17 protein-coding genes and 1 tRNA gene are annotated in these 16419 nt (G+C 63.6%); 8 read left to right on the top strand and 10 right to left on the bottom strand.

What is annotated here, in order from left to right; translation table 11 throughout:
* The first annotated feature begins 21 nt into the window (after positions 1-21).
* Positions 22-636, top strand: coding sequence for a hypothetical protein (locus C2138_RS12810; protein ID WP_108518397.1), 615 nt, complete (start codon positions 22-24; stop codon positions 634-636).
* 228 nt (positions 637-864) lie between these two features.
* Positions 865-1476, top strand: coding sequence for a hypothetical protein (locus tag C2138_RS12805; RefSeq protein ID WP_108518396.1), 612 nt, complete (start codon positions 865-867; stop codon positions 1474-1476).
* Positions 1477-1528: 52 nt separating this feature from the next.
* Here C2138_RS12805 and C2138_RS12800 read toward each other — a convergent pair whose 3' ends face one another.
* Entirely contained in the window at positions 1529-2053 is a 525-nt protein-coding gene (locus C2138_RS12800) for a hypothetical protein (protein WP_108518394.1), read from the bottom strand.
* A gap of 480 nt (positions 2054-2533) precedes the next feature.
* Between C2138_RS12800 and C2138_RS12795 the strand changes: the two genes are divergently transcribed.
* The gene (locus C2138_RS12795; protein WP_108518392.1) at positions 2534-2920 is read left to right on the top strand and encodes a hypothetical protein; all 387 of its coding nucleotides are present in this window, start codon (positions 2534-2536) and stop codon (positions 2918-2920) included.
* Positions 2921-3059: 139 nt separating this feature from the next.
* Here C2138_RS12795 and C2138_RS12790 read toward each other — a convergent pair whose 3' ends face one another.
* The 8 genes from C2138_RS12790 to C2138_RS12755 form a co-directional block, all read right to left on the bottom strand.
* The gene (locus tag C2138_RS12790; protein ID WP_159078243.1) at positions 3060-4496 is read right to left on the bottom strand and encodes a P-loop ATPase, Sll1717 family; all 1437 of its coding nucleotides are present in this window, start codon (positions 4494-4496) and stop codon (positions 3060-3062) included.
* A 559-nt stretch (positions 4497-5055) separates the two neighbouring features.
* Positions 5056-6246 carry a hypothetical protein gene (locus C2138_RS12785; protein ID WP_108518389.1) on the bottom strand — a complete coding sequence of 397 codons (1191 nt, stop codon included), beginning with the start codon at positions 6244-6246 and terminating at the stop codon, positions 5056-5058.
* Positions 6243-7004: a bifunctional DNA primase/polymerase gene (locus C2138_RS12780; RefSeq protein ID WP_108518387.1), complete on the bottom strand. Its 762-nt coding sequence runs from the start codon at positions 7002-7004 to the stop codon at positions 6243-6245. Before C2138_RS12780 ends, C2138_RS12785 begins: the two co-directional genes overlap by 4 nt.
* 240 nt (positions 7005-7244) lie before the next feature.
* Positions 7245-7547, bottom strand: a complete 303-nt coding sequence (locus C2138_RS12775) for a hypothetical protein (RefSeq protein WP_108518385.1) — start codon at positions 7545-7547, stop codon at positions 7245-7247.
* Complete coding sequence (locus tag C2138_RS12770) at positions 7544-7747, bottom strand: helix-turn-helix domain-containing protein (protein WP_108518384.1); 204 nt, start codon at positions 7745-7747, stop codon at positions 7544-7546. The genes C2138_RS12775 and C2138_RS12770 overlap by 4 nt, the downstream gene beginning before the upstream one ends.
* Positions 7748-7919: 172 nt before the next feature.
* Positions 7920-8459: a hypothetical protein gene (locus C2138_RS12765; protein WP_159078242.1), complete on the bottom strand. Its 540-nt coding sequence runs from the start codon at positions 8457-8459 to the stop codon at positions 7920-7922.
* A gap of 167 nt (positions 8460-8626) precedes the next feature.
* Entirely contained in the window at positions 8627-9949 is a 1323-nt protein-coding gene (locus tag C2138_RS12760; protein ID WP_108518381.1) for a tyrosine-type recombinase/integrase, read from the bottom strand.
* 272 nt (positions 9950-10221) lie between these two features.
* Positions 10222-10295: transfer RNA gene (locus C2138_RS12755), tRNA-Gly, on the bottom strand.
* A gap of 137 nt (positions 10296-10432) precedes the next feature.
* On the opposite strand from C2138_RS12755, the gene C2138_RS12750 reads away from it, so the two are divergent.
* From C2138_RS12750 to C2138_RS12730, 5 genes are all read left to right on the top strand, one after another.
* A complete protein-coding gene (locus C2138_RS12750) occupies positions 10433-10969 on the top strand; it encodes a GNAT family N-acetyltransferase (protein ID WP_108518379.1) in 537 nt (178 codons plus the stop codon).
* A gap of 17 nt (positions 10970-10986) precedes the next feature.
* Complete coding sequence (gene dcd, locus C2138_RS12745) at positions 10987-11592, top strand: dCTP deaminase (protein WP_108518377.1); 606 nt, start codon at positions 10987-10989, stop codon at positions 11590-11592.
* A 39-nt stretch (positions 11593-11631) separates the two neighbouring features.
* Positions 11632-12018, top strand: coding sequence for a hypothetical protein (locus tag C2138_RS12740; RefSeq protein ID WP_108518376.1), 387 nt, complete (start codon positions 11632-11634; stop codon positions 12016-12018).
* Between the two features lie 138 nt (positions 12019-12156).
* Positions 12157-13401 carry an amidohydrolase gene (locus C2138_RS12735; protein WP_108518374.1) on the top strand — a complete coding sequence of 415 codons (1245 nt, stop codon included), beginning with the start codon at positions 12157-12159 and terminating at the stop codon, positions 13399-13401.
* 224 nt (positions 13402-13625) lie between these two features.
* The gene (locus C2138_RS12730; protein ID WP_108518373.1) at positions 13626-14039 is read left to right on the top strand and encodes a YciI family protein; all 414 of its coding nucleotides are present in this window, start codon (positions 13626-13628) and stop codon (positions 14037-14039) included.
* A gap of 170 nt (positions 14040-14209) precedes the next feature.
* On the opposite strand, the gene C2138_RS12725 is transcribed toward C2138_RS12730, so the two are convergent.
* The gene (locus C2138_RS12725) at positions 14210-16303 is read right to left on the bottom strand and encodes an MMPL family transporter (protein WP_108518371.1); all 2094 of its coding nucleotides are present in this window, start codon (positions 16301-16303) and stop codon (positions 14210-14212) included.
* Between the last annotated feature and the right edge of the window lie 116 nt (positions 16304-16419).

Raw genomic sequence — 16419 nt, 5'->3', positions numbered from 1 at the left:
AGCATTAAAGGGGAACACCCAATGTCCAAGAAGACGACCATCATCACTGTCTCGGCCCTCGCCGCCCTGGCACTCATCGCCGGCGCTGCAGTGGCAGTCATCGGCCCCGGTGCCATCGCACCCGAGGCGAAGCCCACGGAGAGCAGCGCTCCCGTCGAGGACAGTTCAAGCATCGAGGGTCTCTCCGTCGGTGATGTCCTCACCGAGGAGCAGGCACGCCCGCTCGGCCGGAACTACAACGACAAGACCGCTCAGCCGTTCAAGCTCCCTGACGGCACCGAGGTGCTCATCAGCTCCGAGGAGCCGCTCCCCGAGTCTGTCCGCACCGCGCTCACGGAGAAGTTCGCTGGTCTCGTCGGTGGCTCACCGTCAGTCGAAGCGACTACCGCCGTCCTGCAGGCAGCGAAGTGGGCGCAGGCGCAGACTGGACGCCAGATTGTTGTCGTCACCGAATCCTACGGTCACGCTGGCTACGGTGCAGATGGAGTCCCTTACAACGGGAACGTGTGGATCGCTACTGGCCCATGGGCTACAGAGGGTGTCCCTGGTTTCGCTACGCGGGATGCGGCGTTCGCACAGGCGCAGAAGGTTGTCGCCTCTCAGGAGAACCCCGGCTCCTGGGAGATCATCGGCTAAGGACGCGAGTGTTCATGTGGGCTTCCGACACCCGGGGCATCATCAGTAGCGGGTGCAGCATCACGGTCGGGTGCGAAAATGTTTAGACGATTCCCGCCTAAAATCACACACAGGCGGATGCATGCCGCGCATAGACCTGGTGAGCACCACAGATAAAGAGTCTGAGGGCCCAACAGGAAAGGAGGTCGTCTTCACGGGCGCCCCCAGAGCATCAAAGGGGAACACCCAATGTCCAAGAAGACGACCATCATCACTGTCTCGGCCCTCGCCGCACTCGCACTCATCGCCGGCGCCGCAGTGGCAGTCATCGGTCCCAGCGTCACCGCACCCGAGGCAAAGCCCACGCAGAGCAGCGCTCCCGTCGAGGACAGTTCAAGCATCGAGGGTCTCTCCGTCGGTGATGTCCTCACCGAGGAGCAGGCACGCCCGCTCGGCCGGAACTACAACGACAAGACCGCTCAGCCGTTCAAGCTCCCTGATGGCACCGAGGTGCTCATCAGCTCCGAGGAGCCGCTCCCCGAGTCTGTCCGCACCGCACTCACGGAGAAGTTCGCCGCCACGACGGCTTCCGGCTCTCGTGAGTCCGCGCGTGCTGCGCTCCAGGAATCACGGTGGGTGCAGAGCCAGACCGGTCGAAACATCATCATCGTCATCCAGTCGTATGGTGTGCTCGGTTATGGGTCCGATGGGGCTCCTTATAGCGACAACGTTTGGGTAGCTACCGGGCCGTTTGCCAAGGACGGCGTTCCGGCTTTCGCTACACGGGATGAGGCGTTCGCGCACGCGCAGCAGATTGTTGCCGTGCAGGAGAACCCCGGCTCTTGGGAGATTATCGGCTAGGAACGCGAGTGAAAGATGCCCGCCTCAGATTGGTTGAGGCGGGCATCTTTTGTTAGAAGCAGGAGTTGGTGGACCCCACTCGGTTGATGGTTACTCCGGTGTACCCGGACCACCCGATGGTGTTTCCGGCCCGCGCTAGAACGGATACCTCAGTCACGGTCGCACCCCGCTGGCAGTAGGCGCCGAGAACGTTCGAGCCGACAGTGATCGGTCGGCTCGGCGTTTCGTAGTCGGGTTCGCCCGCAGCCCGGTAGATAGCGAGTGCTTCATAGCGGTCGGCGTTCGCTACGGGGCTGCTGAGCGTAACCTGGCTCACTCCACCTCCCTGGACTCCTGAGGACCATGTGCCGCTGAGCGAGCTGGCGGGGATTGCCGAAGGTGGCGGGAGTGCTGGCTGGTTGATGGTGATTCCGGCGCTGGCCACTCCGGACCTGGCTCCGGCGGCGTCGGGTCCCTGGCACCAGATTTGTGCGCTGTAGGTGACGCCCCAGCTCGCGGCGGCGTTGGAGCCGTTGCGGGGCCAGGAGTCGTTGAACGCCTGCGCACCCCAGTGGGTGCCTGAGCGTGAGTTCCACACGTCGTAGCCGGTGGTGGTCCCGGCCGGGCAGGTGCTGCCGAGGACGGAGAGTGAGGCCGGTCTGCCAGCCTGAGCGGCCGACGCCGTAGAGTTCGGTGTCGTAGCTGATGGTGGTGCCGTCCCAGCACGCTGCTGCGTCCCAGAGGAGTCGGTTGTTGACCGGTTCGGAGGTACCCCACTGGTCGGATCGGACTCCGTGACCGGGTTCGGGGAGGGGAGTGGAACCATGTTCATGGGTATGCACTTGAGCTGCGGCTTGGACTTCCGACCCGAGATCCGACACCCGGGGCATCATCAGTAGCGGGCGCAGCATCACGGTCGGGTGCGAAAATCTTTCGACAATTCGCCCCTAAAATCACACACAGGCGGACACATGCCGCGCATAGACCTGGTGAGCACCACAGATAAAGAGTCTGAGGGCCCAACAGGAAAGGAGGTCGTCTTCACGGGCGCCCCCAGAGCATTAAAGGGGAACACCCAATGTCCAAGAAGACGATCATCACCCTCGTTTCGGCTCTCGCCGCCCTGGCACTCATCGCCGGCGGTATCTTCGCCGCGGTTCAGCTCAACACTGAGACCCCCGAGGCCAAGCCCGCCGCGACCGCTCCTGCGAAGACTGAGGCACCGGTTGAGCCCGTCGCGCCCGCTACCCCGCGTGAAGAGGCGGTTGCGAATTCGGGACTCGCTCCCGAGCGTTACGCGGAGGTCGCAGCTGATTTTGCCAATTATGGAATCGAGGGCATCCCCGCAAGTGGAGCGGATGACGGGAATCGAACCCGCGCTATCAGCTTGGGAAGCTCGCTTAGACCACTCTCAATTACTGCGTCATTCCGCGGAAACCCGAGGTCAGACACGGTATTACCTTAACATCTGTTGACCGGGATTTACCGCTGTTTACCGCCCCGGAGTCCACGAGAGTCCACGGGTTCTGACAACAGGATGATTCCGTTTCGGGCGCTGTCCCGGGGGCAAAGCCTTCTTTCGACAGCCGTCAATGGAGCTGAGATCACGGGCGACCGCGGATCACAAGGCCGAGGCCGGTTCGGTACAGTCGAGGAATCTCATAGCTCGTCGCAGTCCTCACTCGCCCAGTGTTGGGGCGCACTACGCCGATCTCAAACAGTCGCTCCAAGAGTGCATCATCTGAAGGCGTGAGTTCGTCCATGAGTTCGACGAGCTCGCTCCGAGTGAACTCTGCCTTGGTCTGACCGCTGAAGCGACGGAAGTGTTCACGTAGGTTGGGGAACTCCGCGAGAAATGATTCGTAACGAATCTCGGAGGTGCGAGTGAACGCCTGGCGGACGACTTCCCGGGACAGGAGAGATGAGCCACTGTGGCTACCTTGTGGTCGTTGGTATTCGGAGGCGGCATTCGCAAGGACGATTGAGTCTCGCGGAAGGACTGTCCCGCGCCCGTCCTTGACTCGTTCGACCAACCAGTCCATGAAAAGTGCTTCGCGCTCACCCGGATAGGCAGTGCTAGGGAAGATAGTATCGAGCGCTCCCAGCCGCTCGTCAGCCGTCCACTCCTCTACGGCTCTTGCAGCGAGTGCTGGCAGACGCGAGTCGACATACGAACGGACTTCGGGCAATCGAATGGCGCGCTTGATGAGCAGGTTAGCGAGGTGGCCTGAATTCCATGCGAGTTCGATTCGCTTGTCAGTTAGATGATCCTTGTTGGTGAAATCAAGCTCGGACCAGAGATCAGTGCGAAGCATGATCTTCGGCTGGATCATCGGGAAGGTGCGCCGAATCTGCATGACGGCCGTCATAAGGCCTTCTAGTGCTTTCCGTCGCTCGTCGCGGTTGGTGGGCCAAATCTCATCGACCTTGTCGAAGAGCAGCCAAAGCACCTTTCCGTTGCTCTCCAAGGCGGCATTCACGTCTTCGAGAAGGGTCACGACATCGAGGGTTCGCCTTCCGCCGCGGAGAGCGACACTTGTTCCGCCTGCCGTGATTGTCACCTCGCTGGGTGCACTGCCGATTGCCAACTCCCACAACTCGTGCAGAAGGGGTCCGACGCGAAAGTCTCTGCGATCCCCGACTGCTGTTAGAAGATCGCGAAGAGGGCCGCGCGGTACCGTGAAGGAAGAATCTAGGGCAAGCCCTGCTTTGATTGCGATATAAAGTCGCCACAATCGGTCGTGGTCGAACCCGGCGTTTTCATCTCGTAGCGATTGAAGATCGCCTGTCGCGACTTCCGATAGGTCACCAAAGCCTGTCCCAGCGGCTATTAGAACGTTGTCCAGCGCAGGTCCGGCCAGGTACCTCGCAGTTCCTTCGTACTTGGTAAAAAGCTCAAACAGTGCGCTCTTGCCTGTGCCCTTAGCGCCGAGTGCGAGCCATACGTTTTTTTTGAGAAATCTGTCGAAGTCCTCTGTGCGAACGAAAAGTCGGTCAAGGTCTTCCTCGGATTCGGAATTCACCGAACCGAAGTCGAGCACAGAAATGGCCTCAGACTCACTCACTGGCATCTCTTCAACGGTCATGGCTACGAACATACGGCAGCGGGGCCAGGATGACTGCGTGGCACGGCGCGAGCCACTTTCACCAAATCCTCCTCAAGCAACGCAGGCGATCTGGAGTGGCAGTCGAGCGTTCATCTATGGGTAGATATTTCAACTCTCCGTTGATGAAAATCAGCACTGGGGCGGGGTGTTCGGAGCGGCCACCCAGAAAAAAGGGATTCAGGTGTTCGGCGTTCTCGCTCGAAAGACCCGCCACAGCGCCACAGCGCCACTATGGCCTAGCAAATCAGCGTCTGACCAGGGCTTTTTCTTTATATCGAGATCGCCACACGCCCGCCACATGCACTGCCACAAGGTGACGCGCCCCACGCCGCGGCGGTCTGGCCAGCGAGTGAGGCGCGTCGCGTCGGTTGCGGTTTCGTGCGCTTGAGGTGTGATGCTCACTCTCAAGGCGCATATCTACCGCTCAGTAGATACAACCTCCCCCTGGCCCCCCTATAAGGCCCCCTTGGTGTGTTGACATTAGCACGCTTGATTACCACTGCGCGAACCGTCCATCGTGCAGCATCGTCGTGAGCAGGTTTCCCTGCGGCCGCGAGAGTCTGCGCCGAGCATCCATGAAGGCCATGCCTTGCGCTCGCATCTGCCCAAGTCTCTCCATCAAGCGCTGCTCCACTCGCTGCGCGCGCTCCAGCTCCGCATCGTCAGGGGCGGTCAGGGTGTCGCTGACCGTGTCCAGCGTGTTCAGCGAATGCGCGAGAACCGCTCCCGCTAGATACCAGTCATCATCGGCAAGCGTGGATCGGCCCGCCATATTTGCAAGCGCAATAGCGATGATCGCCCGGTTCAGGAGCACGCGGCTGTTGATCGGATCCCGTTCGCCCCGGTGAGCGGCGCGCGTGTCCGCCTCGTGGGCGGCGTCCATCACCGGCAGAGCGTCCACGAACTGGACTCGATCCCACTGCGACAGGGGCACCTGTATGGGCGCATGGGTTGCCTCGGGGCGTGCGGCATCGGCCGCCGCGGGATCTTCGGCCAGCATCCATACGAACCGTGCAGACAGACCGCCAGCCAGCGCTCCGTCGCTGAGCAGTGGTCCCGCGCGTCCCGGCTGGACTGCGACCGTCAGAACTGCGCGGTAGCTGCCACCCGGGATCGTGACGCCATCGCCCTTCGCGTTCTGCCCTCCGATGCTCTCCCCCGAAGTAACGGACTTGATGGATTCCATGACCGTGGATCCGGTGCGGGCACCCTGCTCGCCCAATTGCCCAACTTCATCCCAGTGCAGCCACGTGGCGTGGTCATGGCGGCTCCAGATGAGTTCGGGATCCTCGCCCTTCGTGGTGTGCATCCGAGCGAGCATCGTCGCGATGCCTTCGCCGCTTCGTGCCGCTGCGGGGGTCGGCACGTCCTCCCCCATGAACTCGACAGCGCAGGCAGCGCCGCGAATAGCGGTTGATTTGCCAGACCCCGATCGCCCCACCAGTGCGATTGCGAGATTGAGGGGGGTGCCCTCGGGGTGAAGCGCCGATCGGTAGCGCACTGTGTGAGGGATAGTGAGCAGCGCCCGTGCGATTGCGGCACCGAGGACGGCCCACGGGGATGCAATGCGTCGTCGCGCCTCATAGCGCAGAGCGACAAGTTCGGGCCTGTCGCTCTCCCAGAGCACGTGCGGTTCGGGCATCAGATTCGTCGCGGGAGGCACCACAGGCAGAAGCTCGCTCACGACTTCTGTCCCATCGTTCTGCGGGCACTCGCGACCGTGCGTTGGGCCTCAGTCTCGCTGAGGCCTGCGACGATCGCCGCGCCCTCCAGCAGTTCGAACGCCATCGCGTCATGGCCATCTCGCACTGCTTGGCAGGTGGCCCAGTACAGCAAATCGTTGCGTTTGCCTTCGGGCGCATCCTGCACAGTCTTTGCGAGATGCGCCGCCCGCTTGCTCAACTGCCCCGGGCCTGCCCTGCTTGCGGAGAGGGGGCGTGACCGACACTCAGCTGGGCGTAGCAGTGCTACGAGCTTGGCGGGCATGAGCGCGGGCGTCGCGTGCTCCCACCTGTACGGCTGACCCGTGGCAGGGTGCAGGCTCGGCGGCATGACGCAATACCCGCGCTCAGTCTTGACATCGATTCCACCGGGGAGCCGCGTCGAAGACACCTGCCCGCCAGGGTGCAGGAAATAAAGGTGTCTACCCCCAGTGCCGCGCCCAGAGTGCACAGTCAGAGTCCGCGGCAGATCCCCGCCCACAGCCTCGGTGAGTGCAGCGAGGCTCCCACCGTTCTGAGGGTCGATATCTAGCACGAGCAGAGAGTGGGGCACGCGTGCCCCTATGTTGTGGTGTGCGCTGCCCGGCCACCATCGTTCGATCGAGGCGGGGTCGGTCGTCGCGTCCTTGACACCGTGCGCCGTCAAGGGAATTTTCCCCCTCAGCGGCAGCACAGGCCAGCCAGCCGCGGCCAAGCGCAAGGCGTCATCACGAGTGGGCATCGGTGCACACCCCCTCAGTGCAATGCGTCGAGCATCCGCGCTCACACGACGAGAGGATGACCGCGACAGCGCGCCTGCACTCCCGCCTTCTGCGGGCAGACCAGGGCCCAGGGGTGTGCGCCCGTACTTCGAGCTGCGCGGCCTCGCTCTCCAGCTCAGCCCGCTGAATGCTGGAGAGCGGAAGTAGTTGTGCGCGCAGTCGGAGGCATTCGGCTCGGGCGAGGAACAGATCGCGGGCGCTCACAGAACGCCGCCCTTGCTGGCTTCGAGCTTCACCAGGTAGTCGATACCGCTGCCACGCTCGCGGCGGGACAGGCGCAGCGGGACGATGGCCCGGGCATCGAGTTGGTCGAACGCGATCCCCACACGGCGAGAGTTGTTTCCCGCGCGAATATCTGCACGTATCGGAGCAGCGGCGGCGTAGTACGCGCCGTGCACCAGGCGGGCGGCGATCGGTGCGCCGCTCGGGAGTTGCGGAGCGGTGTCGCGGCTCGCCTGAGGCAGCAAATACCACGGGTCGCGTGCGGCGGCGGGGGCGATCATCGGCTGACCGCCTCAACCGTGTGCGCTACGAGGTAGGCGTCAAGGTCTGTGCGGCGTACCCGCACCAGCGCACCAATCTTGGTAACGGGTACGCGGCGCTCCGAGACGATGCGTCGCGCAGTTCGCGGCGTGATGTTGAGGTAGCTTGCGATGCCTTGCACGTCGAGCAGATCGAGTGCGGGCAGGTTATGAATGACCATTGCCAGTATTTCCGGCACTGTCTGACATTGCGCCCGTGAACGGGCTATTGCGCTGAATGTAAGAGTGAAAGGGGCTTCGGGCGTGCGAGACCGGCGCGCAGCGTCAGTCAGTGCCTGTAGATATCAGAAACAGTGTGTTGCGTCGCCCTAGGGCGACGGCTGTTCGATCGCGCTACGCCAGCCGGGTGGAGGCTGGGGCGCGTGGTGCGCATGGGCGTTGCCAGGCGAGGGCAAGTCGTAGCGCGAGGGATGCGGCGCGGGCGTGGGCGATTCGCAGGGCACGGGCCGAGTTGTGCGCGCTGTCCTGCCGCAGGCCATCGAGGTGGTGCGCTGTAGTCTCGCGGCGTGCGCGCAGGCGCTCTGGGAAGCCGCTCGGGTACTCAGGCGTGACGGATGCTCCCGTGTGCAGTGCGAGGGCACGAACGGCAACGGCCTGCGAATGCGTTGCCGGGATCTCTTGTGCAATCCAGCCAAGGTCTCGCGATCGTTGTCCGCGTGCGATGAGTGCGGCTTCGCGGTCAATCAGTCGTCGGGCTTTGTCGCGCAGCATGCGTCGGTGCAGCTCGCTCAGTTCGGCGGGGTCAGCATCTGCCGCGCAGATCCAGTCTCGAAAGTCTTGTTTGGCCCTCGTCGCGCCGAGGCGTCGACCAGTGAGCAGGCGCGCTGCGACGACGATGGCGCTTGTGACGCCTCGCAGTGCAGTTCGCAGCATGCCCATTCGATTACCTCCAGTTGTTTCCGCTGACTTCTATGGACGCATGCGCCACAAGTTGCTGCCAACTCCGAAAACGCGGTGGTCGTGTGGGTATCTATAGGTAAGCCAACCCAGAAATAGTGCGAAAAACGGGGCTGGGGAATGATCCCAGCCCCCTTGCTCGTTCAGACCGCGCGTAGGTGTGGCGCGCCCTCGGGTGCGCCGTAGAGGGCATTCAGGCGGTCGGCTAGCACGCGGTCGGAATCGTCGGCGGCGTGCGAGTAGATCAGGGCAGCGCGCATCGTCGTATGCCCGAGACGGGCCTGCACCTCGGGGAGCGATGCCCCCGCTCGATACGCGAGCGTAGCCCCGGTGTGCCTTAGGTCATGCCAATGCAGGTCGTCGCGATTGATGACAGCCCGCGCCTTGCGGAAGGCGACGGATATTCGCACGTTTGGCGTCGGGGATCCATCCGGCATCGGGAACAACAGCGCCTCGGCATCCGCTGCTACGTACTCGGCTATGTGCGCCCGCAGCGCAGTGACCACGAATGCGGGCAGATTCACGATGCGGCGGCTCTTGTCGGTCTTGGTCTTGCCAAACCCGATCGGCTGCCCGGGCACCTGTTCCAGTGCCCGTTCGACGCGCACCGTCCCCGCATCCAGATCCACATGCCGTCGTGCCAGGGCAAAAAGCTCCCCAAAGCGCAGCCCTGACCAGGCGGCGAGAGTTACCGCTGCTGAATAGCGGGGCGGCATATGCGCGGCGAGCTGCGCGACCTCGGCGGGCGAGGCGGTGCCGCGCTCACGGTGAGCAACCTGCCCTGCGCCCTTGATCTGGCACGGGTTGGTGGGGAGTAACCCATCGGTGACGGCGGTCATCAGGATCGCGCGCAGTATGCGGTATGCCTGCGCTGCTGTGGTCTCTCCTGCCCTCTCCAGAGGGACGACGCTTGCCAGTGCTGAGCGCTTCGGCTGTGGCCGACCGGCTGCATCCCACGCGTGCATGACAGCAGTCGAGATCTTGCCCGTGGCAGCAACGTGCATTCCAGTAGCGCGCGCCCAGACGCGTGCCGGGTGCTCGGCCCGCTCCCTATCCCGCGATAGCTGTCGTTTAGCGCTTTCTCGCGCGGTCTTTACGATCGCGGCATACCAGGTGCGCACGACAGCGGGCGAGAGGTCGCACACGTCCATGGCCCCCAACTCCACGCCCCGGGAACCACCGAGCGCACCGATGCGCGGGACGATCCAGCGGCGCAGATTCCGTTCATATAGATCCCGGGTGCGCGGGGCTAGATCAGGGTGAGAATCCAACCAGTCGCGGGCGTAGCTCTCCATCGTGACGCGGCCCGCGTCGGGATCGCGCCAGGTACCGCGCGTGCGGTCGGCAAACTCAGTTGCCAGCCATGCGGTTCCCTCGGCCTGAGTGGCGAACGTGTGCGGCGCGGTGAACTTGCGGCCATCACGGCGGTAGAACGCGCGGTAGCGGCCCGAGGGTAGAGGTTCCACGCTGCCGAGCTGACCGGGTGTGCGACGTGTCGCGGCCCTTACTCGCCGAGTCACAGCGCACCACCAAAGAGAGCGGTGAGCATCGCAGTTCGTAGCCACGTGAGTGCTGATGAACTGCCGTCGCGAGTTGTCTGGTGAGGGGTTGAGGATGCCATGTTCTGGCCTTCCGTTTCAGCCCGTGAGTCCACGGGAGTCCACGAGAGGGTCTGAACTCGCTCTCAGCATGTCCACCTGAGCCGCCCGAAAACCAGGGTTTACCGGGGCTTTTCTAGTGGAGCGGATGACGGGAATCGAACCCGCGCTATCAGCTTGGGAAGCTGAAGTTCTGCCATTGAACTACATCCGCGCGTGACCCGGTGGGCGGGTCAACTCGTCCATACTAGCGACCCGGGGCGGCCTCCACACCGGGCATCCGCGGTGATGCCATCCCCGAAAGCGGAGAATCCTGCACGAGACCCCTGCGCGACCCGGTAACCTCAGGCGGTGACCGACCTCGAGTTTCGCCCGGCAATCGAAGCCGATGTTGCTGCAATCGTGGAGCTTGTCACGAGCGCCTACCGCGGCGACGAAAGCCGCGAGGGGTGGACCACCGAGGCGGATTTGATCGATGGGCAGCGTATCGATCCGCTCGTGCTCGCCCGCGACATCCGCCGCCCTAATAGCCTCGTGCTGCTCGCTCACGATGACGGCCAGCTGGTGGGGTGTGCGCACGTGGCCAAGGCCGACGACACCACGGGGTACTTTGGCATGTTCGCCGTGCGGCCCGGCGGGCAGGGTGTCGGCCTCGGCAAGCGCATTCTGCAGTACGCAGAAGACTTGGCGGCGGATGCATGGGGCATCACGAGCATGGAACTCACGGTCATCGAGCCCCGCCTCGAGCTGATCGACTTTTATGTGCGGCGTGGCTATGCGCGCACGGGTGAGTTTCGCGAGTTCCCTTACGGGGATGACCGGTTTGGGGTGCCGCTTCGCGACGACCTGCGCATGGTGGTGCTGCGCAAAGAGCTCGCAGCCATCTGATCCACTATTCTCGGGACATGCTGCTCTCCGACCGCGACATCACTGCCGAACTCGCCGCTGGCCGCATTGGCCTCGACCCGACTGAGGCAGAGATGGTGCAGCCGTCGAGTGTCGACGTGCGGCTCGACCGGTTCTTTCGGCTGTTCGACAACCACAAGTACCCCTACATCGACCCGGCAGAGGATCAGCCGGAGCTAACTCATCTGCTTGAGGTCGATGCTGACAAGCCGTTCATCCTGCACCCCGGTGAGTTCGTGCTCGGGTCTACGTTCGAGCAGGTCACCCTGCCCGACGACATCGCGGCGCGCCTCGAGGGCAAGAGTTCGCTTGGCCGTCTCGGCCTGCTCACCCACTCCACGGCCGGCTTCATCGACCCCGGTTTTACCGGTCACGTCACCCTCGAGCTGTCCAATGTTGCAACCCTGCCCATCAAGTTGTGGCCGGGAATGAAGATCGGCCAGCTGTGCTTCTTCAAGCTCACGTCGCCCTCGCAGAAGCCCTACGGCGCCGGCGCGACGTTCTCGCGCTACCTCGGTCAGCGCGGCCCCACGGCGTCGCGCTCGCACCTCAACTTTCACCGCACCGACGTTTCGGTGACGGATGCTGGGGCGCTCGGCCACTAAACATCCGCCGCCCGAGCGGTCACTGATACATTCTCGACTGTGACCCTTGTTGCCTTCGCCGCCATCGCCCTCTGCGTCATCCTTGCCGCGCTCGCCGTGTTTCAGGCGGCACTCATTGCCGGCGCTCCCCTGGGCGAATTCGCCTGGGGTGGCGAGGATCGGGTTCTTCCTCGAAACAAACGGGCGGGGAGTGTCGTGTCGATAGTCCTGTACTGCGTCTTTGCCTGGTTTTTTCTTATGAAGGCGGCCCTGGTTCCTGCGGTTCTGCCGGGCATTGTGGTCGACATCGGGGTCTGGGTCATCGTGGCCTATTCGCTGGTGGGGATCGTCATGAACGCCTTGTCGCGGAGCCCTAAAGAGCGGTGGACCATGGTGCCGGTCGCGGCCCTCCTTTTTGTGCTCGGGCTGGTCGTCGCGCTCGGCTGATAGCGAGCCGAACTGTGCGGGGTGTTACCTGTGAGTGCGGTTACAACGCCTGAAAGTCTGCCGAACGCCATTGGTTCGCTGCCCGTCCAGACGCACGGTTGGCAGTAGCTGAACTATTCCAACCAAAGGATCAGGCAGATGAGCGCACACGACAACGTCACGATCAATCCCACACTCGAAGATCTTTACCGCGATCTTCATAGCCACCCCGAGCTGGGGTTCCAGGAGCATCGCACGTCTGAGATCGTGGCGAAGCGGCTCACCGAACTCGGCTACGAGGTCACCACGGGCGTCGGCAAGACCGGCGTCGTGGGCATTCTCAAGAATGGCGCCGGGCCCACCGCGCTTATTCGAGCCGATATGGATGCCCTCCCGGTTAAAGAAGACACAGGCCTGCCCTATGCCAGCACTGTGACGGCGACGGATGCCAGCGGCAAGGTCGTCCCTGTTGCCCACGCTTGCGGCCACGACCTGCACACAACGTGCCTGCTGGGCGCTGCCGAGGCCCTGATCACCGACAAAGGGAGCTGGGCCGGAACCCTCATGCTCGTGTTCCAGCCAGCAGAAGAACTCGGCGCCGGAGCGCAGACGATGGTCGACGACGGGCTCTTCGACAGGTTCCCCAAGCCCGACATTGTGCTGGGGCAACACGTTGCACCCCTGCCTGCTGGCAAGATCGCTGGGCACGCGGGGCCGTCCTATGCAGCATCCGATTCATTGCGCATCACGCTTGTAGGCAAGGGTGCTCACGGCTCGATGCCCGAGGCGTCGATCGACCCTGTCGTCATGGCCGCATCGACGGTGCTCCGCCTGCAGACCATCATTTCGCGGGAGATTCCGAGCACGGCAACGGCAGTGCTCACGGTGGGGTCTTTCCATGCCGGAGACGCCGCGAACGTCATCCCTGGTGAGGCGGAGCTGCAGCTGAACATCCGCAGCTACGACACCCGCGTGCGCGAGCGCATCCTGAGCAGTGTCGACCGAATCGTCAAGGGAGAAGCGACGACCTCGGGAGCCCCGCAAGAGCCGACCGTCACCGAAATCGAGCGGTTCCCCATTGTGGCCAACGATGCGGATGCCCTGGCCAAGACCCTCGGTGCCTTTGCCGATTGGCTGGGCAAAGACAAGATCATGGACCCCGGTGCGGGAGCCGGCAGCGAGGATGTGGGAATCCTCGCGACGAGTTCGGGAGCGCCACTCTCGTACTGGCTGCTCGGCGGAACGGATCCCTCACTGTTCACCACGGGAGACATGACCGACCCCGCTCTGCTCACAGTGCCGTCGAACCACTCGCCGCACTACGCCCCCGTTATCGAGCCGACCATCACGCTGGGTGTCACCGCCCTCGTCACGGCGGCGCGAACCTGGTTGCCTGCGTCGTAGGAGAGCGGGTTCGTTCTCTAAGCCAGAGAGGTCAGTGGTTCTCTTCGTCAGCAGCCACAATGCTGCTGAGGGGGCCCATATTCGCCTTCGCGAGCATTCGCTCGACGCATTTGGGACCCCTCAGCGACTCGCAACCCTGGGCATCCGCCCATTTCGGCCGCTGTCGAGCAGAGCGATAGTAGACGTACGGGCCTACCCACCCTCCACCACCACAGGAGACGACTATGTCCAAATACATGCTCATCATGCGCAATAGCGGCGCCGCCGAGAAGCTCGAAGACATGGATGTCGAGGCGACACTCAACGCGATGGGCGCCTACAACGAAGCGATGATCACGGCAGGAGTGCTCGCGGGAGGCGAAGGCCTCACGGATGCTTCGCAGGGCGCGGTCATCGAGTTCACGTCTGAAGCGCCCATCCTTTCGGACGGCCCCTATGGCAAATCACACGAACTGTTCAACGGCTTCTGGATTATCGACGTGCCGACCCGCGAGGAGGCAATCGCGTGGGCGACTCGTGCGCCCCTCGGCCCCGGCAACAAGATCGAGCTCAGGCGCATCACCGATGATTCGGACTTTGCCGAGTTCGCCGACAACGAGTACATCAAGAAGGAGAAGAGCTGGCGCGCGAGCAAGTAGACGCGCGCCCCGCGCGCATCCCGCGCGCATCCCGCGCGCATCCCGCGCGCACACCGCGCGCATCCCCGTGAGGGGTCCCAAATGAGTCTTCGCTGGTGAGCGGAAGACGCATTCCGGACCCCTCACGGGGCAACGGGGCGGCGGCGCTGGAGCGACGATTGCCCGGAGCGCTACGCGTTGACTCGCTCGGCGACCTCGTCCTCGACGGGCTGCTCTGCGTTGTGCAGGTGAGCGCGGCCTCGGCGCGGCCACCAGAACCAGTCGCCCGTGATGAACGCGAGCGCGGGCACGATGACCGTGCGAACCAGCAGTGTGTCGATGAGAACACCGACGCAGACGATGATGCCGATCTGCGTGAGGGTGATGAGCGGCAGCACTCCGAGCACGGCGAACACCGCGGCGAGCAGGATGCCGGCGCTGGTGATCACTCCACCGGTTGCGGAGAGCGCCCGGATCATGCCCCGGCGGGTGCCGAGCTTCTCTGCCTCTTCTTTGGCTCGCGTGACCAAGAAGATGTTGTAGTCGACGCCCAGCGCTACCAGGAACAAGAAGCTGAACAGCAGCACGGAGTTGTCGAGGGCCGGGAAGTCGAAGACGCTCTGAAAGAGCAGCCACGATGCGCCAACGCTGGCGAAGAACGACCCGACGACCGTGAGCAAGAGCAGCACGGGGGCGAGCAGCGAGCGCAGGAGCAGCACAAGCACGATGAACACAACGATCAGGATGAGCGGGATGATGAGTGCCTGGTCGCGAGCCTGAGCTTCTGCGGCGTCGAAACTCTCGGCATCGGTGCCCCCGACGAGGGCGTCGGCTCCGTCGATTGTGTGCAGCTCGTCGCGGAGATCGTTCACGGTAGCGAATGCAGCATCCGTCTCAGCTGCTGCGTCAAGCGACACCGAAATCTCGGTGATGTCGTCGTTGCTCTGCGTGATTCTGGCGCTTGAGACTCCGTCGACGTCGGTGGCGGCCGCGGCGACCTCTTCGGCTTTATCGGTGTTGGCGATCACGATTGTGGGTGATCCGCTCCCGGCGGGGAACGACTCCGCAATGATGTTCTGGCCGGTGACCGCTTCGGGCTCCGACGTGAACTTCTCGGTCTGGGCGAGTCCGACCTGGACCTGCGGCACGGCTGCCGCGAGCCCTCCGAGGATCGCGATGCCGATGACGGCCACGATGACGGGCTTGCGCGAAACTGCGGTGCCGAGCTTGTGCCAGAAACCGTGGGCAAGGCGGTCTTCAGAGCCGAACTCCGGCACGTAGGGCCAGAAGAGCTTGCGCCCAAAGAGCACGAGAGCTGCGGGGAGTACTACGAGCGCGAAGAGCATGGCAACGACGATGCCAGCGGCGCAGGCGAGGCCGAGCGCACGGTTTCCGCTGAGTTCGGCGAAGAGAAGCGTGAGAAGGCTGAGCACAACGGTCGATCCACTCGCGATGATCGCGGGGCCGGCGCCCTTGAGGGCAGCGTTCATTGCCTCGCGGCGGTCTTCGTGCAGCCGCAGTTCGTCTCGATATCGGGCGATGAGCAGCAGGGCGTAGTTTGTGCCCGCGCCAAAGACGAGCACCGAGAGGATGCCCGTGATCGAGGCGTCGAGGCCTACGTCGGCGGCCTCTGCGATGCGCTTGGCAACGACTCCGGCGACGGCGTCGGCGATGCCCACGACGGCGAGCGGAATGAGCCACAGCCATGGGCTGCGGTAGGTGACGATGAGCAGGAGCGCCACGACAATAACGGTGGTTCCGAGCAGCGTGAAGTTGGCGCCCTTGAACACTGCGGCGATGTCGACCGCGAATCCTTCTCCACCGGTCATGAGGGCGGTCAGACCCGAGGGCAGGTCCTCGTTGGCGATCTCGCGGATCTCGGCGGCTCGGTCGGCGCGCTCGGTGACATCGTCGATCACGGTGAGGGGCACGGGGAGAATTGCGGCGGTGCCATCGTCTGAGACGGTGGCCGGCGGCAGAAACTCGGTGTCGGCGATGTCGATCAGGGCGGCGCTGCGCTCGGCAATTGCCGCCTCGTCCTCTGCAGTGATCTCGTCACCGTCGCGGCTAAAGACGATCAGAGCCGAGGTGGTGTCTGCGTCGGGCAGCGTGTCTTTGAGTGCGGCGACCTTGGCCGATTCGGCACTGTCGGGTAGGCCGGTCGCTGGCGCGCCGTCGCCCCCCTGGCCGCCGAAGAAGAGGAGTGCGCCGCTGGCGAGCGCGGCGATAACGAGCACGATCCAGGATGTTCGTGCTGCGGTAATGAAGTGCCGTACCGGCTTCATGGGTGTTGTCCCTGGGTGTTGTGGTGGATGCTCGGCGCACGGCAGTGAATCGAGCGAATATCTCTAAACGTATAGATTGCTAGACGATTTAGCAATCATAAATGTAAGATAGCCGC

Origin of the sequence: Salinibacterium hongtaonis (genome assembly GCF_003065485.1) — a bacterium.
Lineage (GTDB): Bacteria > Actinomycetota > Actinomycetes > Actinomycetales > Microbacteriaceae > Homoserinimonas > Homoserinimonas hongtaonis.
Note: the sequence above shows the minus strand (reverse complement) of the source record. Positions and strands in the feature narration are given on the sequence as shown.